The organism is Kocuria sp. WRN011, from assembly GCF_002295155.1.
Taxonomy (GTDB): Bacteria; Actinomycetota; Actinomycetes; order Actinomycetales; family Micrococcaceae; genus Kocuria; species Kocuria carniphila.
Genome location: NZ_NSGI01000005.1, coordinates 34583 through 50669, shown reverse-complemented (window position 1 = coordinate 50669; position 16087 = coordinate 34583). Strand labels below are relative to the sequence as shown.

Genomic DNA, 16087 nt, shown 5'->3' with positions numbered 1-16087 from the left:
GTTCGACGTTGGCGAGCCCGATGGCCTAGAGCCCGATGCCTGAGATTCATGTGGTTGGTGTTCCGGTGGTCCGGGTTCCAGCGGTCGGGGTTTCAGTAGTCGGAGGTCCGGGGTCCAAGATTTCGGCGATGTGAGTCCCGCGCGCACTGGGATCCAGCTGGTTCACCTGCATCGCGCACGAAAACCCGTCCGTCAGTACCGCGGTGTCCGGCGCGGCCTCACGCAGGGCCGGAGCCAGAGAGGTCTCCGCGACCTTCATGCTGACCTCGTAGTGTTCGGCTTCGAAGCCGAAGTTGCCGGCCACTCCGCAGCACCCGTTCGCCTCGCTGACCTCGGCCACACCCGCGGCGGCGAGCGCCTTGCGTTGGGTCGCGGGGCCGAACACCGAGTACTCGTGGCAGTGGGTCTGAACGACGGCGCGCTGCGGCACCGGCCGCGCGGGTTCCGCCAGCCGATCCTCGCCGGCCAGCGATGTCACGTACGCCGCGAAACTCGTGACCCTCCGCGATACCCGCCGAGCTTGCTCGGTGTGCACGAGTTCCGGTAGGTCCTTCCGAAGAGCCGCGGCACAGCTGGGTTCGATCACCACGATGGGGCGATCGGTGCCGTCATCCAATTCCGACGCCGCCCTGGTCAGCATTTTCTTGGCGGTCCCCAACTGTCCCGTGGAGATCCAGGTGAGGCCACAGCACACGTCCGCCGAGCACTCGACGTTTTCGCCCGCGCCGGCCAGAACTCGGGCGGCCGCTCCGGCGACCTCGGGTCGGAAACCGCGAGTGAAGGTGTCCACGAACAACACAGCGCCGTCGGAAGCGGCGGCGACAGACAAGGAACTACTCGACGTGGCGCGACTGGCACGGGTGAGGCCGGACGTCGCACCGTCGGACATGGAAGCCGACAGGCCTCCGGAACCGTCGCGTGGAAGGGTGCGAGCGGCATCGTTGGTCTCGCGGCGCGACCGCCCGGTGCGAGCGGCGTCGTCGACCTCGGTGCGCCACTGCCCCGCGCGAGCGAATTGTGGCAGCGCGCGGCGCGTGGTGAGGCCGCCGAGCCACGGGGCGACCTTGCCCAGGGGCGTGGCCAGTACCGCGTTCACGAGCGGCGCGATTCTGCCCGCGATCACGAGCCAGCGCGGCAGCCAGCCCAGCGAGTAGTGGGAGCGCGGGCGGATCCGACGCGCGTAGTAGTGGTCGAAGAATTCGGACTTGTAGGTGGCCATGTCCACGCCGGTGGGGCAGTCCGTGGCGCACGCCTTGCAGGAGAGGCACAGATCGAGGGCCTCGCGCACGTCGTTGGATTTCCACCCTTCGGACACGGTCTCGGCACCGCGCACCATGTCCTGGAGCACCCGAGCGCGGCCGCGTGTGGAGTCCTTCTCGTCGTGGGTCGCCCGAAAGCTGGGGCACATCACGCCGCCGCTGTCCGCGCGGCACCGCCCCACGCCAATGCAACCCTGAACGGCGTGCACCCAGGGATCAGGCTGCGCGGCCTGCCCGGACTCGCGGGCAGTTTCCGCCGCCCCCACGGGTTGCAGGTCGAAGCTCGTGCGCCATTCCCGATCGGGGACGCCCTCCAGCGCGAGGTGCGCGTCAATGGATTCAGGTTCCACGATCGACCCCGGGTTCAGCAGCCCCGTGGGATCCCACGCGCGCCGGAACGCGGCGAAGGCGTCGAGCACTTCGGGCGAGTACATGATGGGCAGCAGCGCGGAACGGGCGCGACCGTCGCCGTGTTCGCCGGACAGCGAGCCGCCGTGCCGGACCACCAGATGGGCGGCGTCGCGGGTGAAGTTCCGGTACACCTCCCGCCCGGCTTCGGTGCGCAGGTCGAAGGTGATGCGAATGTGCATGCACCCAGCCCCGAAGTGCCCGTACATCACGCCGTCCAGGTCGTAGTCGCTCAGCAGCTCGCGCAGATCGGCCAGGTAATCGGCGAGCTTTTCCGGGGCCACCGCTGAGTCTTCCCAGCCCGGCCAGGATTCCCCGCCCGTGGCCAGCCGGGATGAGAGCCCTGCGCCGTCCTCGCGGACCCGCCACAGGTTCGCGCGTTCCTCGGGATCGGGAACCGCGATGCCCTCCACGAGCCGGCGGTTCTTGGCAAGCCGCTCCAGTAGTTCATCCGCCTGTGCGCTCACGGCCTCTTTCGTGTCGCCGTCCAGATCCACGAACAGCCAGGCTTTGCCCTCCGGCAGACCGGTCACGGAATCAGGCCCGCGCCGCCAGCGCATGGTCTCCACGATGGCCTTGTCGGTCCCCTCGACCGCAGCGGGCGAGAACTCGAGGATCGTGGTCACGTCGCGAGCGGCGTCGACGACCGTGTCGTAGCCCAGGCAGATCAACAGGGCGCTGGCGGGTTTGGCCACCAATCGCATGCGAGCGCCCACGACCAGCGCGCACGTCCCTTCCGAGCCCACGAGCGCGCGGGCCACATTGAAACCCTTCTCGGGGAGCAGATTCTGCAGGTGGTATCCCGAGACCTGGCGCGGAATCTGGCCGAGCTCCAGCCGGAAGGCGGCCAAGTGCTTGTGGGCCAGCGCGCGCAGTTCGCGGCTCAGTTCCTCGGCTCGCCGCACCGACGCCCGGTCGGACGGATCCGTGGCACGCAGTTCGCTCGCGGTGGCGGTCAGCCGTGCCCCGTCCGATGTGACGACGTCGATCTCGACCGTGTGATCGCTCGTCCGCCCGTACCGCACGGAGTGATTGCCGCACGCGTCGTTGCCGGTAGCCCCGCCCACCGTGGCTCGGTTCTTCGAGGACGGATCGGGCGCGAACGTGAGCTTGCCGTCCGTCGCGGCCTCGACCTCGCGGGTCAGGGTCGCCAGCACCACGCCGGGTTCCACGTTGACGGTGCCGGCCTCCCGGTCCACCTCCAGGGTCCGGTCCATGTGGCGCGAAAAATCGACGACGACGCCGCGCCCCACCGCATTGCCCGCCATGGACGTTCCGCCGCCCCGGCTGACAACGGGGGTGCGAGTTGCCGCGCAGGCGCGCACGGTAGCGACCACGTCATCCACGGCGCGCGGAAAGACGACGGCGAGGGGTCGCACACGGTAGTTGGAGGCATCGTAGGCGTACTCGGAGGTGCGGCGCTCGGAGGGGTCGACCTCAATTCCCACTTCGCGAAGTCGGGTGACCACCGGAATTGCTGCGGGCGTCATGGGCGCCCTCAGTTCCCGGCAGCCGAGCCGGCCGACGCCGTGACGGCGGCCAGAGCGGCGTCGAACCGTTCGAGGCCCTGCTCGATCTCGCGTTCGGTGACCACGAGCGCGGGGATCAACCGAACCACGTTGCCCGCGGGACCGCACGTGAGCGTCAGGAGGTCCTGGTCGATTGTGGCCTGCTGCACGGCAGAGGCGGTGGCGGCGTCCGGTGAGCCGTCCGGGGCGGTGAACTCGATGCCCTGCATCAGGCCCAGCCCGCGCACGTTGCCGATCACCGGATAGCGGGACTGGATGTCCAGGAGTCCGGTTTGGAGCTGATCACCGCGGACCCGGGAGTTCTCGACCAGACCTTCGTCCTCAACGACCTGAAGGGTCGCCACGCCGGCCGCCGCGGAGACCGCGTTGCCGCCGTAGGTGCCGCCCTGCGAACCGGGCCAGCCCTTGGACATGAGCTCGTTCGACGCGGCGATGGCCGAGATCGGGAAGCCAGAGGCAATGCCCTTGGCCATGATCTGGATATCCGGCAGCGCGGTGGAGTGCTGGTGTCCCCAGTACTTGCCGGTGCGCCCCACGCCAGCCTGAACCTCGTCGAAAATCAGGAGGATGCCGTGGCGGTCGGCTCGTTCGCGCAGTCCCTCGAGGAATCGCGGGGGCGTGGGGATGTAGCCACCGTCCCCCAGTGCCGGTTCGATCAGGAACGCCGCGGTGTCATTGGGGGCCGTGCGCGTGGTCAGCAGGTAGTCGAGCTCCTGCAACGCAAAGTCCACGGCCGTGTCCTCGTCCCAGCCGTAGCGATAGGCGTACGGGAACGCGGACATGTGCACCCCGGACATCAACGGTGAGAATCCGGCCGAGAACTTGGTTCCGGCGGTCGTCAGGGACGCCGCCGCCACCGTGCGACCGTGGAACCCACCCTGGAACACCACGATGTTGGGGCGGCCCGTGGCCATACGAGCCAACCGGACCGCGGCTTCCACCGCCTCCGAGCCGGAGTTGGCGAAGAACAGAGAGTCCAATCCCGCGGGCAGCACCTCACCCAGTTTCTCCGTGAACGCCAACAGCGGCTTGTGCAGCACGGTGGTGTATTGCGCGTGGATCACCTTGCCGACCTGCTCCCGGGCCGCTTCCACCACCTTGGGGTGGCAGTGACCGGTGCTCGTCACCCCGATGCCCGTGGTGAAGTCCAGGTGCTCCCGGCCGTCCGTGCCGTAGATCCAACTGCCCAGGGCGTGATCGACCACAACCGGAGTTGCCTGCTTCAGGAGGGGACTCAGAGATGTCATGGGTCATATTGTCCCGGCGTAATCGAATGATTGTCAACAATCAGAGGATTGCCCTAGTGTGCAAGTGTGGAGCCGAAACAGAACCCCGAAAACCGCCCGGACAACACATCAAGCAGGGCCGGAGCGACAGATCTCGCGACCCAGGGCGCCGGCGATACGAGCCGGGCACCCCAGGCAAGCAACGACGCCGCCGGGACCGAGCGACGTCGTCGCCCCAAACTCGTGGTGCTCACCTCGCCCGGCGCACCCGACCTGCCCAATGCGCTGGAGATCGAGTCACTCACCGAGGTCATCTACGCGGACGCGGAGCAGCTCCCGGAAGCCCTGCCCGGCGCACAGGTATTACTGGTCTGGGATTTCTTCTCCACAGCCTTGCGGGACGCATGGCAGTCGGCAACGGACCTCGAATGGATCCATGTGGCGGCGGCGGGCGTGGATTCGCTGCTCTTCGACGAACTCCGCGACTCGGACATCACGGTGACCAACGCCCACGGCGCCTTTGACGTACCCATTGCGGAATTCGTGCTCGCCTCGATCCTGGCCCATGACAAGCAACTGCACCGAAGCAAGGAGCTGCAACGAAACACCGAGTGGCAGCATCGCGAACTCCAGCAGACAGCAGGGCAGCGCGCACTGGTGGTCGGCACCGGAGGTATTGGCCGCGCCACCGCCAGACTGTTGCGCGCGGCAGGACTGAAGGTCACAGGCGCGGGACGCACGGCCCGCGAGCGCGACGAGGATTTCGGAACGGTGATCGCCAGTTCGGAGCTCACGGAGCACGTGGGCGACGTCGATCATCTGGTGCTGATCGCGCCCCTGACCAACGCCACGCGTGGACTGTTGAACCAGGAAGTCCTCCAGCCCATGAAGCCGTCAGTGCACGTGATCAACGTGGGCCGCGGGGCGCTCGTGGATGAACCCGCGCTACTGGACGCACTCCGCGAAGGGCGCGTCGCGGCGGCGTCGTTGGATGTGTTCGAACACGAGCCGCTCCCCCGGGACCACCCGTTCTGGGCGATGCCCAACGTTCATATCTCCGCGCACATGAGCGGCGACGTGATCGGCTGGCGCACCACCCTGGCGGAGCAGTTCCAGGACAATCTGGGCCGCTGGTTACGCGGTGAGACCTTGGCGAACCAGGTCGACAAGCAACTGGGCTACGTGCGCGGCCACTAGTCAGAGCAATGCATCATCAGATCGGCGCGTCATCAGGTCTGTTCATAGTCACGGCAATGCAGATGTGGGCCCCGATCGCACCACCATGCGCCCTCCCGGCGGTCTGATGGGAGGGAGCTGCAGCCCCGCAGTCTCATGTGATGAACATGCAGAAAAGGTGCGCGCTATGTGCGTTTTCCTCCCCTAACACTTCGCGGCTGCTTTTCCCTCACATGAGGCTCCGCTCGTGCAGAAACCTCACACCGCCTGCACCCTCACGCATTGACCCCTCAGACACCGCTGCCGAATGCGGTCATCTCGCCGCCCGACCCGTACATAGCCACTAGTCACAGAGGCAATGCCGTCCTACGGGCAGCCAGCCCGCGGGGTAGTTTTCGCGTGCCCGCGCAATAGCACGAAATTTTTCGGCAAACCTCTTGACCTGTGACCCAGCTTACAGTATATTTCATATTACGGAAAACAGCTTCCGGATGATGAAAGGAATGAGAAATGTCGAACGCACCTGCCACTGCAGCCCACGTGTCCTACTTCAAGTACACCGGCGACACCCTGGACCCGGATTTCTCCGCCGGTAGCAGCAAGATCGAGAACCGTTCCGCTGAAATGTGGACTCTGGCCGTCTCAGCTGCTTGCATCGGAGCAGCACTGTCCCGGATCCTGACCCGCTGATCGCGGATCCCACCGGAACCACCAAACACTAGGAGCAGCCATGTCCCGCGAACTCGCTACGGGCGATACCGCCCCCGCACTCAACCTCACCGCCCATGACGGCAACACCGTGAACCTCGGTGATCAGAACGAGCGCAGCGCAGTGGTGTACTTCTACCCCAAGGCGTTCACGCCGGGGTGCACCACCGAGGCATGCGACTTCCGCGACAACCTGGCCGCCATCAAGGGCCTGGGTTATGACGTGTACGGAGTCTCCGGGGACCCCCCGGAAGAACTCAACCGTTTCGTGGAGGAATACCACCTCCCCTACACACTTCTTTCCGACCCCGATCACGCAGCCGCCAAGGAATGGGGCGCGTGGGGTGAACGCACCATCAACGGTGAAACCTCCGAGGGCCCTCTGCGTTCCACCTTCGTCGTGAACGCGGACGGCACCCTGGCCAACGCCGAATACCGCGTCGACGCGAAGGGCCACGTGGGTCGCCTCGTGTCCGAACTCTCCAACGGTTCCTGAGAACCGTCACTAGACTCCGTCCGAACAGTGGCCTCCTGGACGGACGGAAATAGCGGCAGCCGCCCTCGGGCGGCTGCCGCCCTTTAACCCCTTTTCACGCCACGGACGACGCCGCGCGCTCGGCTTCGCGACCGACCCCGTCACCGGCCTCATCCCCGGAGCAGCAGCGATCAGCCCTCGCCCGTGATGAGCCCCTCGGACACCATCCAGTCGTAGGCCACATCCACGGGTTCCTGACCTTCCACGTCCACCTTGAGGTTCAGCTGGCGCATGGTCTCATCGGTCAACAGCGGCGAGACCTGGTCGAAGACCTCCTGCAGCTGCGGGTATTCCGCCAACGTCTCCGAGTTGAACACCGGTGCCGCGTTGTAGGCGGGGAAGAACTTTCGATCGTCCTCGAGCACGGTCAGATCCAAGGCATCGATGCGACCGTCAGTGGTGAAGACTTCACCAAAGTTGCAGTCGCCGTCATCGGTTGCCGTATACACCGCGCCCGTGTCGTACACGCCGATATTGCCGTCCGGAATGCCGTTGGCCGAGCCCCGCGGGATGTCGTAGGTCTCCAGCATGGGATCCAGGCCGTCCTGACGGGAGTTGAACTCCGCCTCGACGCACAGCGTCCGCTCGGCCACGGGTAGGTTCCCGATCTGCGACAGCTTGGAAATATTGCCCAGTTCCGGCACGGCCTCGCTGCGCACCGCGAACGCGTACGTGTTGTTCAGCGGCGCGGGCCTACCCCAGGTCAGTCCGTTCTCCAGATCCGCGTCGTGCACGGCCTGCCACTGTTCATCCTTGTCCGGGATGCCCGTGGGGTTACCCATGTAGGTGATCCACGCGGTGCCCGTGTACTCGTACGTGAAGTCACCCTCGCCGGACACCATCAGTTCGCGCACCGGCTGGCTTCCGGGCACGTTGGTGAAGTCCTCCACCTCGAACCCTGCGGCCTCCGCGGTCATCACCGCGATCTTGCCCAGGATGAGCTGCTCGGTGAAGTTCTTGCTCACCACCGTGATCTGTGCGTCCTCGGGCAGTCCCTCCACAGGCTGGATCGCGCCCGGCTGCACCTCCGGCACGAACGACGTGGCCGGTTGCAGACCGCAGCCGGCCAACAGCATCACGGCGAGTCCCGCACCTAGTCCTGCGACGGCGCGCGTGCGCTTTCGGTTCGACGACGCCGCCCCGGCCACCGGCCGTTGCCTTCGTCCCGTTCGATTAGACGTTGCCATCACAGTCCCTTCGGGCGCGCGACGTATTCCACGAAGCGCCCCAACCAATCCACGAGCAGAGCCAACAGCGCGACCAGCAGGGAACCCGCGATCAGCACCTTGATCAGGTTCAGGTTCACGCCGGTGGTGATCAGAATGCCCAGGCCACCGCCGTTGATGAACGTGGCCAGTGTCGCGGTTCCCACCAGCAACACCAGGGCCGTGCGGATACCGGACAGCATCACCGGCACCGCGAGTGGGAGTTCCACCCTGAAGAGCACCGCCGCCGCGCTCATGCCCATGCCGCGGCCGGCTTCGACAAGTCGCTGATCAACCTGCTGCAAACCCACCATGGTGTTCCGCAGTACCGGCAGAATCGCGTAGGCCACCAGGGCAACGACAGCCGCCTTGAACCCGAAACCCAGCCAGAAGGACAACAACACCACCAGGCCGATGGCCGGTGCCGCCTGTCCGATATTGGCCACGACCAGGACCGGTCCGGTGAACTTGCGCAGCGGCCCGCGGGTCAGCAGGATCCCCAGCGGGATCGCGATGAGCAGCACCAACAAGGCCGCCACGGCGGTCAGTTTCAAGTGCTCCCACGTGTAGCCCCACAGCGCGTCAGGTGCCAGGGTCGCCCGTTCCGTGTCGGTCAGGTCGCCGAAAGCCAACCATGCGAACAGCGCCGCGATGGCCACGAGGATGACGGCCAGCTGAATCCACAGTCCCTTGGACGACCCGCCCGCGATCGCCGCGGTGGTCGAGACGGCGTCCGGGTTCTGCACTCCGGTCGTCGCGCTCACGGCCGATCCCTCGTTTCCGTCAAGTTCTCTTCGCCGACGTCGCCCCGGTCCGTTGCGCTCGAGTCCCGCCTGGTCTCGTCCCACGGGGCACGGTGGCCGTTCGTGGTGGTGTGCCCATTCACCGTGTCGTGATTTTCGGCATGGGGCTCGCGAGCATCATCGCGCGGTCGCGAAGCATTCTCGGAGGTGGCCGCGACTGTGGACCCAGCCGCGGCGGCGTCGCCCTCGGTGTTCGTTGCAGCGTGGCGGTCGGTGGCGGCGGCGTTGACCGGGGCGTCGTCGTCGGAAATCTGCGGGATGGAGCCGGTATTCAGGCCGACCGGTGCGTCGCCGTCGCCCTGGGCGGCAGCCTGACCGGCCGAGATCGCGTCCATGACCGTGTTCACGGTGATCAGGCCGGTGAACGCGTCTCGTCGTCCGGCGACCAGCGCCGCGCTGGTGCTCGCAACCAGCATGGCGTCCAGGGCCTCGTTGAGGGTGGACTGTTCGTTGACGAGCGGCAGGTTGGGATCCGCGGCATCCGAGATGACCTGCATGCGGGAGAGCTGGCGCTGCGACAACCACTGGATCGCGCGGCCGCGGGAATCCAAGATCACCACGTTCTGCTGACCAGCTTCTTGCAAGCGGGCGATGACTGCTTCCGGTGACTCACCGGGCGCCGCGGTCACGGCTTTCTGCTGCTCGACCTCGTGCACGCGGTTGAGCGTGAGCTGCTTGAGACCTGCACCTGAACCAATGAAGTTCTCGACGAACTCGTTGCTCGGGTTGGCCAGGATGCGCTCTGGGGAGTCGTACTGCTCGATCTGGGCACCCTCGTTGAAGATGGCGATCCAGTCGCCGAGCTTCACGGCCTCGTCGAAGTCGTGGGTGACGCAGACGATCGTTTTCTGCAGCTCAGCCTGGATATTGAGCAACTCGTTCTGCAGGCGTTGGCGGGTGATGGGGTCAACCGCCCCGAACGGTTCATCCATGAGCAGGATGGGCGGGTCCGCGGCGAGCGCACGGGCCACGCCGATGCGCTGCTGCTGACCACCCGAAAGTTCCTTGGGGTACCGATTCCGATAGACCGTGGGGTCCAGGGACACCAGTTCGAGGAGCTCGTCCACGCGAGCTGCGATCCGGTCCTTGTCCCAGCCGAGCATCTTGGGCACCAAACCGATGTTGGCCGCAACGCTCATGTGGGGGAACAGACCTCCGGCCTGGATCACGTAGCCGATCTGACGGCGCAGCTTGTCGCCGTTCATGTCCGCCACGTTGTCCCCGTTGATCACGATGGCCCCGTCCGTGGGCTCGATCAGGCGGTTGATCATCTTGAGCGTGGTGGTCTTACCGCAACCGGAGGGTCCCACGAACATCACGATGCTGCCCGCGGGGATCTCCATGGTGAGCCCACCCACCGCGGGCTTGGTCTGGCCGGGGTACTGCTTGGTCACCTGATCGAGCAGGATGGATGCGCCGCTGACGTTCTCGGCAGAGTTCTGGATGGTTTGTGTTTCAGACACGGATACCTCGCGAGGTTGTCAGACGGCTCAGGACCACCAACAGGAGGTCCAAGATGATGGCCAGCAGGATGACACCGACGACTCCCACGACCACGGATTCAAAGGCGTTGGCCCCACCCAGGCGGGAGAGACCGGAAAAGATGAAGCCACCCAGGCCGGGGCCCAGGGTGTAGGCGGCCACGGCAGCAATGCCTATGACCATTTGCGCGGAAACGCGGATGCCCGCCAGGATGATGGGCCACGCCATGGGCAGTTCCACGGTGGCCAGGGTGCGGAATCGGCTCATGCCGATACCGCGTGCGGATTCGACCACGGATGCCGGGATGCTGTTCAGCCCCACCACCGCGTTGCGCAGGATGGGCAGGGTCGCGAAAAACGTGACCACGATGACCGCCGGGAGCACGCCGAAACCGAACGGTGCGATCAGCAGACCGATCAGCGCGAAGGACGGGATGGTGAGTCCCATGGCCGAGACGCCGTTGGCGAGCGCGCTGGCCGTCTTGCTCCGGTAGACCAGAGCCGACAGCACGACGGCCAGGACTGTGGCGAGCACGAGGCACTGCACCACCAGGCTGAAGTGCTGCCACGAGGCGAACAAAATCTGTTGATAACTATCTCTGACAAAGTCCCACACGCGCGTACCGTCTCCACCCTCACCGTAGGCAGAGGGCTGCATCGTCCATAGTGGTCAGATTGCTGTTGATTCCTGTTCAGGTTAGGACCGAACTGCTGCATTCGTGTGCATTGAGCCACACAATCTTCGCATCGTGACCCGTTCGTGACATTCGTGAGCACACCCTCTGACGCCTCCTGGCTGGGGCGGTGTCGCTCATAGCGGACAGCCCCAGGGTTTTCTTGCCAACACCGGCGGACGGTGGAATCGTAGAACCACAAGCGAATCGAAAGGAGCCTTACCAATGGCTGATTTGACCGGTAAGAAGATTCTCTCGCTGCAGACCAACCGCGGCGTGGAGCAGGACGAGCTGAAGGTCCCCCTGGAGAAGCTGCGTGAAGCGGGCGCCACCGTGACCGTCGCGTCTCAGGAGAACGGCGAGATCCAGAGCCTCGTGGGCGACTGGGATTTGGGTGAGACGTTCCCCGTGGATCAGAAGATCTCAGACGTGAACGAGTCCGAGTACGACCTGCTGCTGCTCCCCGGTGGCACCCTCAACGCTGACACCCTCCGTCTCGACGAGGATGCCCAGAAGATCGCCCAGGCCTTCGCGTCCTCCGGCCGTCCCATCGCATCCATCTGCCACGGCCCGTGGTTGCTGGTGGAGACCGGACTGGTGAATGGCAAGACCCTGACCTCGTACGACTCCGTCAAGGTCGACATCACCAACGCCGGTGGCACCTGGGTGGATGAGCCCATGAAGCGCTGCCCCGCCAAGGACTGGGTGCTCATCACCTCGCGTAACCCCGGTGACCTGGAGCCGTTCGTCCAGGCCATCGAGGATGAACTGACCGCCTGAAATTACTGGGCGAGATCCGTGCTCAAGGGGATCTCAACGAAAGCCAGAACTGCCCCGGCCGCATGATGCGGCCGGGGCAGTCCTGTTGCCGAACTTGGTGCCGGTATCGGTTCTATGCCGTTCTGGCGCCGAACTCGATCCGGTCTCGGCCCAGCGTCTATTCGTCAGTGCTACTTACCCAACACGTCCTTCAACGCGCCGAGCACGAGCGCCACGGAATCCGGGGCGGCGTTGGGGCCCATCAGGCCGATGCGCCACACGGTGCTGGCGAACTCCTTGACGCCCGCGCCGATCTCCAGGTTGTACTTCTCGAGCAGTTCCTTGCGCACGGCGGCGGAGTCCACGCCCTCCGGAACCTTGACGGTGGTCAGCTCGGGCAGGCGGTGGCCCTCGGCAGCGAACAGTTCGAGGCCCATGGCCTCCAGGCCGTCCTGCAGCGCTTGGCCGGCTGCGTAATGACGGTTGCGAACGGCGTCGAGCCCTTCGTCCAGGATGCGCTGCAGACCGGCGTCGAGGGACGCGATCATGGCGACCGGTGCCGTGTGGTGGTAGGTGCGTGAGGCGCTACCGGAGGTCTCCCCCACGTAGCCGCCCAGCATGCCCAGGTCCAGGTACCACGAGCGCGGGTTCTCCACGCGGCGCTCCCAGGCACGGTCCGAGACGGTGAAGGGTGCCAGGCCGGGGGCCACGCCCAGGCACTTCTGGGTACCGGCGTAGCCGATGTCGATGCCCCATTCGTCGGCCTTGAGTTCTATACCGCCGATGGAGGTCACGGCGTCCACGAGCAGCAGAGCGTCACCCTTGATGGCACCGAGGGCGGCGATATCCGAGCGCACACCCGTGGAGGTTTCCGCGTGAACCGCGGCGATGATCGTGGGGTTGGGGTGAGCGTCGGCCACTTTCTGTGCGTCCACCGGCTGACCGAACGGGAAGTCCACGCGGACCACCTCGGCACCGCAGCGCGCGGCGACATCGCACATGCGCTCACCGAACAGGCCGTTGACGGCAATGACCACCACGTCACCGGGGTTCACGAAGTTCACGAACGCCGCTTCCATACCCGCCGAGCCCGTGGCCGAGATCGGCAGGGTGCGGCGGTTGGAGGTGCCCCACACCTGACGCAGACCATCACACGCGCGGTCCATGATCTCGAGGAACTGCGGGTCCAGGTGGCCCAGGAGCGGCCGGGCGAGTGCCTCCGTGGCCTCCGGGTACGGATTGGACGGGCCGGGGCCGAACAGGTGGCGGGCGGTCAACGTGTTGGTCATGCGGGGCCTCCTCAGGCTGTCCACGTGTGGGGTGCGTCTCGTTCAACCCTAGTCGCCGCTGGGCTGCACGGCCTCCGGTGTGACGGGCCGGCGCAGGAACACCACGGTCAGGGCGATCGCCACCGCGATCAGCGCACCGATGAACGCCACCGCGCCGTTCCAGCCGAAGCGCGTGAGGAACAGGCCGGCCACGTAGCCGAACACGGACGAGCCCCCGTAGTAGAACAGCGTGTACAACGACGACGCCTGGGCACGTCCCACGGTCGCTCGCGCCGGCACCCAGCCGTTGGCGATGGAGTGCGCCCCGAAGAATCCGGCGGTGAAGATCAGCAATCCCACGACCACGGCGGGCAGCCACGGGATGAGCATCATGAGGAGCCCGCCCAGCATGATCAGCGAGGACGTGATCAGTACCTTTCGACGGCCGAACCGCGCGGCGATCCGCCCCGCCTGGGCCGAGGACCACGTGCCGGTCAGGTAGGACAGGAACAGCACGGACACGATCGACGGCGGCACGTTGAACGGCTCGTCACCCAGGTGGAAGCCGATGAAGTTGTAAACGGCCACGAACCCGCCCATCAGCAGGAATCCCTGCATGTACAGGGACCCCAGTCCGGGATCCTTGAGGTTGACCAGGAGCCGCTCGTGCACACCACCCGGACCGGTCAGCCGGACTGCTTGCGGCCTGAAGCCCTTTTGTTTCGGAGCCAACAGGATGAACGCGACGGCCGCCATGGCCGCGTAAATCGCCACGACGAGGGTTCCCGCGCGCCACCCGAAGAAGTCCGCCACCGGGGCCGCCACGATGCGACCCGAGAGTCCTCCCAACGTGGTTCCGGAGATGTAGCTGCCCGCGGCGATCGCGGCGTGCACCGGGTTCACCTCTTCAGCGAGATACGCCATGGCCACGGACGGGATACCGCCCAGCGCCATGCCTTCCAGGAAGCGCATTCCCACGAGCAACTCGAAGGACGGCATGAGGCTCATGGCCACGCCCAGGATGGTGGCCGCAATGACCGCGGTGACCATGGTCCTGCGGCGACCGAATCTGTCCGACATCAAGGACCATGGGATCACCGCAACCGCCAAACCGAGGGTCGCGGCGGACACGGCCAAGGAGGCTTGGGCGGCGTCGATCTCCAGGTCCCGCGCCATGATCGGAAGGACGCCCTGCACGGAATAGAGCTGGGCGAAGGTCGCGATGCCCGCGCACAACAGCGCGATCAAAATCCTTTTGTACCCGGAGCTGCCCCGCTCGTAGCCTTCCCATGTCCCCGCGGACTGCATGCCGAGGCGCTCCCTCTCCCGTGGTTGGTGTCGCTGACGTCCTGGACCAGGGTACGCCGCACGCCGCGCAGTCCCACGCCGGTTGGGAGGAACACATGTGTTTCCCTCGGCTAGTCACACCCCCTACAGTATGAACACATCATCCAGTTCAACTTGGGGGAGTCGAACTCATGAGATTTTCACGGGGACCATTCTGGGCTGTGACAGTCATTCCGTTAGTCATGGGGACCTTGCTGTTCACCGCGGCGGGGGCTGCGGTAGCCGCGCCCACCACCTCACCGGATGCACCAGACGCGGAGGCCGATCTGGCTTCACCGGCCGCACCGGGCAAGGACCCGTTGCGCGAGAGGACAGGGATCTCCGCCGGCATCCCGATCTGGGGCGCGTGGTGCGGACCCGGTCACGGCGGTGGGGAGCCGGAGGACACGTTCGACACGTTGTGCATGCGCCACGACCGCTGCTACATCGAACGCGGTTATTTCGACTGCTGGTGCGATGCGCGGTTCCGCGATGAGATCCGTCGGTTCGGTCCCCGGATGGAAACCGACGAACGAGTGGTGGCAGCCGCCACCACCGTGTGGTTCACCGTGACCCCGTGTGTGCCGCGATGAGCCACTTCGCCGCGCAGGCTTCCGCCGAATCCCGGTCACATCGGTCCCGGCCGGGCGAGTCCCGATCGGATCAGCCCCGGCCCGTCGACTCCCGTCGCGCCGCGCGCCTGGCATCCCAAGCGGGCGAATCCCGACGAGGATCCCACCGGGCGGCACGCCGCGAATCCCAGCCGGGGCCACGCCACTCCGCTCGCAATCACCGCCCCGCCCACGGTGAACGCGGCCACTACACGTCACTGCTCACGGTCGTCATGTTCTTCGTGGCCGTGGGAATCACCCTGATCCTGCCGTTCGGTCAGTACATGGGCCCGTGGCTGCCGTTGCTCCTGCTGGGGATCCCGTTCCTGGCCGGCGGGTGCGGCACGGGGTGCGCGGTCCATTGCAACCGGCCTGGGTGGGGCATCGCCAATTTGGCCATAGCGATTCTGTACCTGCCGGCTCTATTCGTGTTGATCACCCTGGTCAGCGGGCCATAGCTGCCCTCTCATCACCACGGGGACGCGGCGGTAGCCCGCGCCGCTCAGTGCGTCGCGACACCAAGGCATCGCCCGCAACGTACCGAAACGCAACGACGACGCCGCCGGGGCCCGCGCTGTGCGGGCGACCGAGCGGAGTCGTCGTCGTAAAAATGCTGCGGGAGTAGCAACTTACTTGTCGCTCACCGCGGCGGCGAGGTTCTCCAGCGACTCCTCGAGCACGGACTCCGGGAACGCCGGGAAGCTCACCTTCTTGAGGAGCTTGGGGTGCACGTCCGACCACGCGTAGGTCAGCGTGACCTGGGTGGAATCGGGACCCTGGGGCTGGAGTTCGTACATCCACTCCCAGCCGTTGTGCTCGATGGGGGTGCCCTCCTGGCACGGCTTCCACGCGATCAGCTTGTTGGGATCGAAACCGGTGACGTGGTTCTCCATCTTGTAGTCACCGCCCATGGCCTCCGCGTGCATGTTCATCACGAACACGTCGCCGGTCTGCTGAATGCGCTGGTCGGTGCCGGACACCACGGTGCCCGAACCATCTACCTGCGGGTGCTTGGCGGGCAGGGAAAGCACCTCGAAGATGTCCTCGGCCGGGGCGTCAATGACTCGGGTGGCGCTGACGCTGGTCTCGCTCACGAGAAACCTCTTTCTGTCGATCGAC

At 65.9% G+C, this 16087-nt stretch carries 15 protein-coding genes; 6 read left to right on the top strand and 9 right to left on the bottom strand.

What is annotated here, in order from left to right; genetic code table 11:
• Positions 1-46 precede the first annotated feature (46 nt).
• Together CKW39_RS08030 and CKW39_RS08025 are read right to left on the bottom strand one after the other, a co-directional pair.
• Positions 47-3157: an FAD-binding and (Fe-S)-binding domain-containing protein gene (locus CKW39_RS08030; protein ID WP_095797626.1), complete on the bottom strand. Its 3111-nt coding sequence runs from the start codon at positions 3155-3157 to the stop codon at positions 47-49.
• Positions 3158-3165: 8 nt separating this feature from the next.
• A complete protein-coding gene (locus CKW39_RS08025; RefSeq protein WP_095797625.1) occupies positions 3166-4443 on the bottom strand; it encodes an aspartate aminotransferase family protein in 1278 nt (425 codons plus the stop codon).
• A 225-nt stretch (positions 4444-4668) separates the two neighbouring features.
• Here CKW39_RS08025 and CKW39_RS08020 point away from each other — a divergent pair, with 225 nt between their 5' ends.
• The 3 genes from CKW39_RS08020 to CKW39_RS08010 all read left to right on the top strand — a co-directional run bounded on the left by CKW39_RS08020 (position 4669) and on the right by CKW39_RS08010 (position 6802).
• Positions 4669-5619: a D-2-hydroxyacid dehydrogenase gene (locus CKW39_RS08020; protein ID WP_095797843.1), complete on the top strand. Its 951-nt coding sequence runs from the start codon at positions 4669-4671 to the stop codon at positions 5617-5619.
• A 489-nt stretch (positions 5620-6108) separates the two neighbouring features.
• Positions 6109-6288: a hypothetical protein gene (locus CKW39_RS08015; RefSeq protein WP_095797624.1), complete on the top strand. Its 180-nt coding sequence runs from the start codon at positions 6109-6111 to the stop codon at positions 6286-6288.
• A 40-nt stretch (positions 6289-6328) separates the two neighbouring features.
• On the top strand, positions 6329-6802 hold the full coding sequence (locus tag CKW39_RS08010) for a peroxiredoxin (protein WP_095797623.1): 474 nt from the start codon (positions 6329-6331) through the stop codon (positions 6800-6802).
• Positions 6803-6972: 170 nt separating this feature from the next.
• Here the strand turns inward: CKW39_RS08010 and CKW39_RS08005 are convergent, their stop codons facing one another.
• The 4 genes from CKW39_RS08005 to CKW39_RS07990 all read right to left on the bottom strand — a co-directional run bounded on the left by CKW39_RS08005 (position 6973) and on the right by CKW39_RS07990 (position 10988).
• Complete coding sequence (locus CKW39_RS08005; RefSeq protein WP_095797622.1) at positions 6973-7917, bottom strand: glycine betaine ABC transporter substrate-binding protein; 945 nt, start codon at positions 7915-7917, stop codon at positions 6973-6975.
• A 110-nt stretch (positions 7918-8027) separates the two neighbouring features.
• Entirely contained in the window at positions 8028-8756 is a 729-nt protein-coding gene (locus CKW39_RS08000; protein WP_371514696.1) for an ABC transporter permease, read from the bottom strand.
• 50 nt (positions 8757-8806) lie between these two features.
• Positions 8807-10312: an ABC transporter ATP-binding protein gene (locus CKW39_RS07995; RefSeq protein ID WP_095797621.1), complete on the bottom strand. Its 1506-nt coding sequence runs from the start codon at positions 10310-10312 to the stop codon at positions 8807-8809.
• Positions 10305-10988: an ABC transporter permease gene (locus CKW39_RS07990; protein WP_371514670.1), complete on the bottom strand. Its 684-nt coding sequence runs from the start codon at positions 10986-10988 to the stop codon at positions 10305-10307. Before CKW39_RS07990 ends, CKW39_RS07995 begins: the two co-directional genes overlap by 8 nt.
• 241 nt (positions 10989-11229) lie before the next feature.
• On the opposite strand from CKW39_RS07990, the gene CKW39_RS07985 reads away from it, so the two are divergent.
• Positions 11230-11784 carry a type 1 glutamine amidotransferase domain-containing protein gene (locus CKW39_RS07985; protein ID WP_095797620.1) on the top strand — a complete coding sequence of 185 codons (555 nt, stop codon included), beginning with the start codon at positions 11230-11232 and terminating at the stop codon, positions 11782-11784.
• 170 nt (positions 11785-11954) lie between these two features.
• Here the strand turns inward: CKW39_RS07985 and CKW39_RS07980 are convergent, their stop codons facing one another.
• Both CKW39_RS07980 and CKW39_RS07975 read right to left on the bottom strand, forming a co-directional pair.
• Complete coding sequence (locus tag CKW39_RS07980; RefSeq protein ID WP_095797619.1) at positions 11955-13052, bottom strand: alanine--glyoxylate aminotransferase family protein; 1098 nt, start codon at positions 13050-13052, stop codon at positions 11955-11957.
• Between the two features lie 48 nt (positions 13053-13100).
• Positions 13101-14339 carry an MFS transporter gene (locus CKW39_RS07975; RefSeq protein ID WP_095797618.1) on the bottom strand — a complete coding sequence of 413 codons (1239 nt, stop codon included), beginning with the start codon at positions 14337-14339 and terminating at the stop codon, positions 13101-13103.
• A gap of 221 nt (positions 14340-14560) precedes the next feature.
• Between CKW39_RS07975 and CKW39_RS07970 the strand changes: the two genes are divergently transcribed.
• Positions 14561-14950 carry a hypothetical protein gene (locus CKW39_RS07970; protein ID WP_143469957.1) on the top strand — a complete coding sequence of 130 codons (390 nt, stop codon included), beginning with the start codon at positions 14561-14563 and terminating at the stop codon, positions 14948-14950.
• Entirely contained in the window at positions 14947-15426 is a 480-nt protein-coding gene (locus tag CKW39_RS07965) for a hypothetical protein (protein WP_095797616.1), read from the top strand. The genes CKW39_RS07970 and CKW39_RS07965 overlap by 4 nt, the downstream gene beginning before the upstream one ends.
• A gap of 171 nt (positions 15427-15597) precedes the next feature.
• Here the strand turns inward: CKW39_RS07965 and CKW39_RS07960 are convergent, their stop codons facing one another.
• Entirely contained in the window at positions 15598-16062 is a 465-nt protein-coding gene (locus tag CKW39_RS07960) for an SRPBCC family protein (protein WP_095797615.1), read from the bottom strand.
• Between the last annotated feature and the right edge of the window lie 25 nt (positions 16063-16087).

Coding starts and splice junctions, on each gene's coding strand:
- CKW39_RS07970 (WP_143469957.1), top strand. CDS start 14,561: ATGGGGACCTTGCTGTTCACCGCGGCGGGGGCTGCGGTAGCCGCGCCC.
- CKW39_RS08025 (WP_095797625.1), bottom strand. CDS start 4,443: ATGACATCTCTGAGTCCCCTCCTGAAGCAGGCAACTCCGGTTGTGGTC.
- CKW39_RS07980 (WP_095797619.1), bottom strand. CDS start 13,052: ATGACCAACACGTTGACCGCCCGCCACCTGTTCGGCCCCGGCCCGTCC.
- CKW39_RS08010 (WP_095797623.1), top strand. CDS start 6,329: ATGTCCCGCGAACTCGCTACGGGCGATACCGCCCCCGCACTCAACCTC.
- CKW39_RS08030 (WP_095797626.1), bottom strand. CDS start 3,157: ATGACGCCCGCAGCAATTCCGGTGGTCACCCGACTTCGCGAAGTGGGA.
- CKW39_RS07975 (WP_095797618.1), bottom strand. CDS start 14,339: ATGCAGTCCGCGGGGACATGGGAAGGCTACGAGCGGGGCAGCTCCGGG.
- CKW39_RS08005 (WP_095797622.1), bottom strand. CDS start 7,917: ATGCTGTTGGCCGGCTGCGGTCTGCAACCGGCCACGTCGTTCGTGCCG.
- CKW39_RS07965 (WP_095797616.1), top strand. CDS start 14,947: ATGAGCCACTTCGCCGCGCAGGCTTCCGCCGAATCCCGGTCACATCGG.
- CKW39_RS07985 (WP_095797620.1), top strand. CDS start 11,230: ATGGCTGATTTGACCGGTAAGAAGATTCTCTCGCTGCAGACCAACCGC.
- CKW39_RS07990 (WP_371514670.1), bottom strand. CDS start 10,988: ATGCAGCCCTCTGCCTACGGTGAGGGTGGAGACGGTACGCGCGTGTGG.
- CKW39_RS08015 (WP_095797624.1), top strand. CDS start 6,109: ATGTCGAACGCACCTGCCACTGCAGCCCACGTGTCCTACTTCAAGTAC.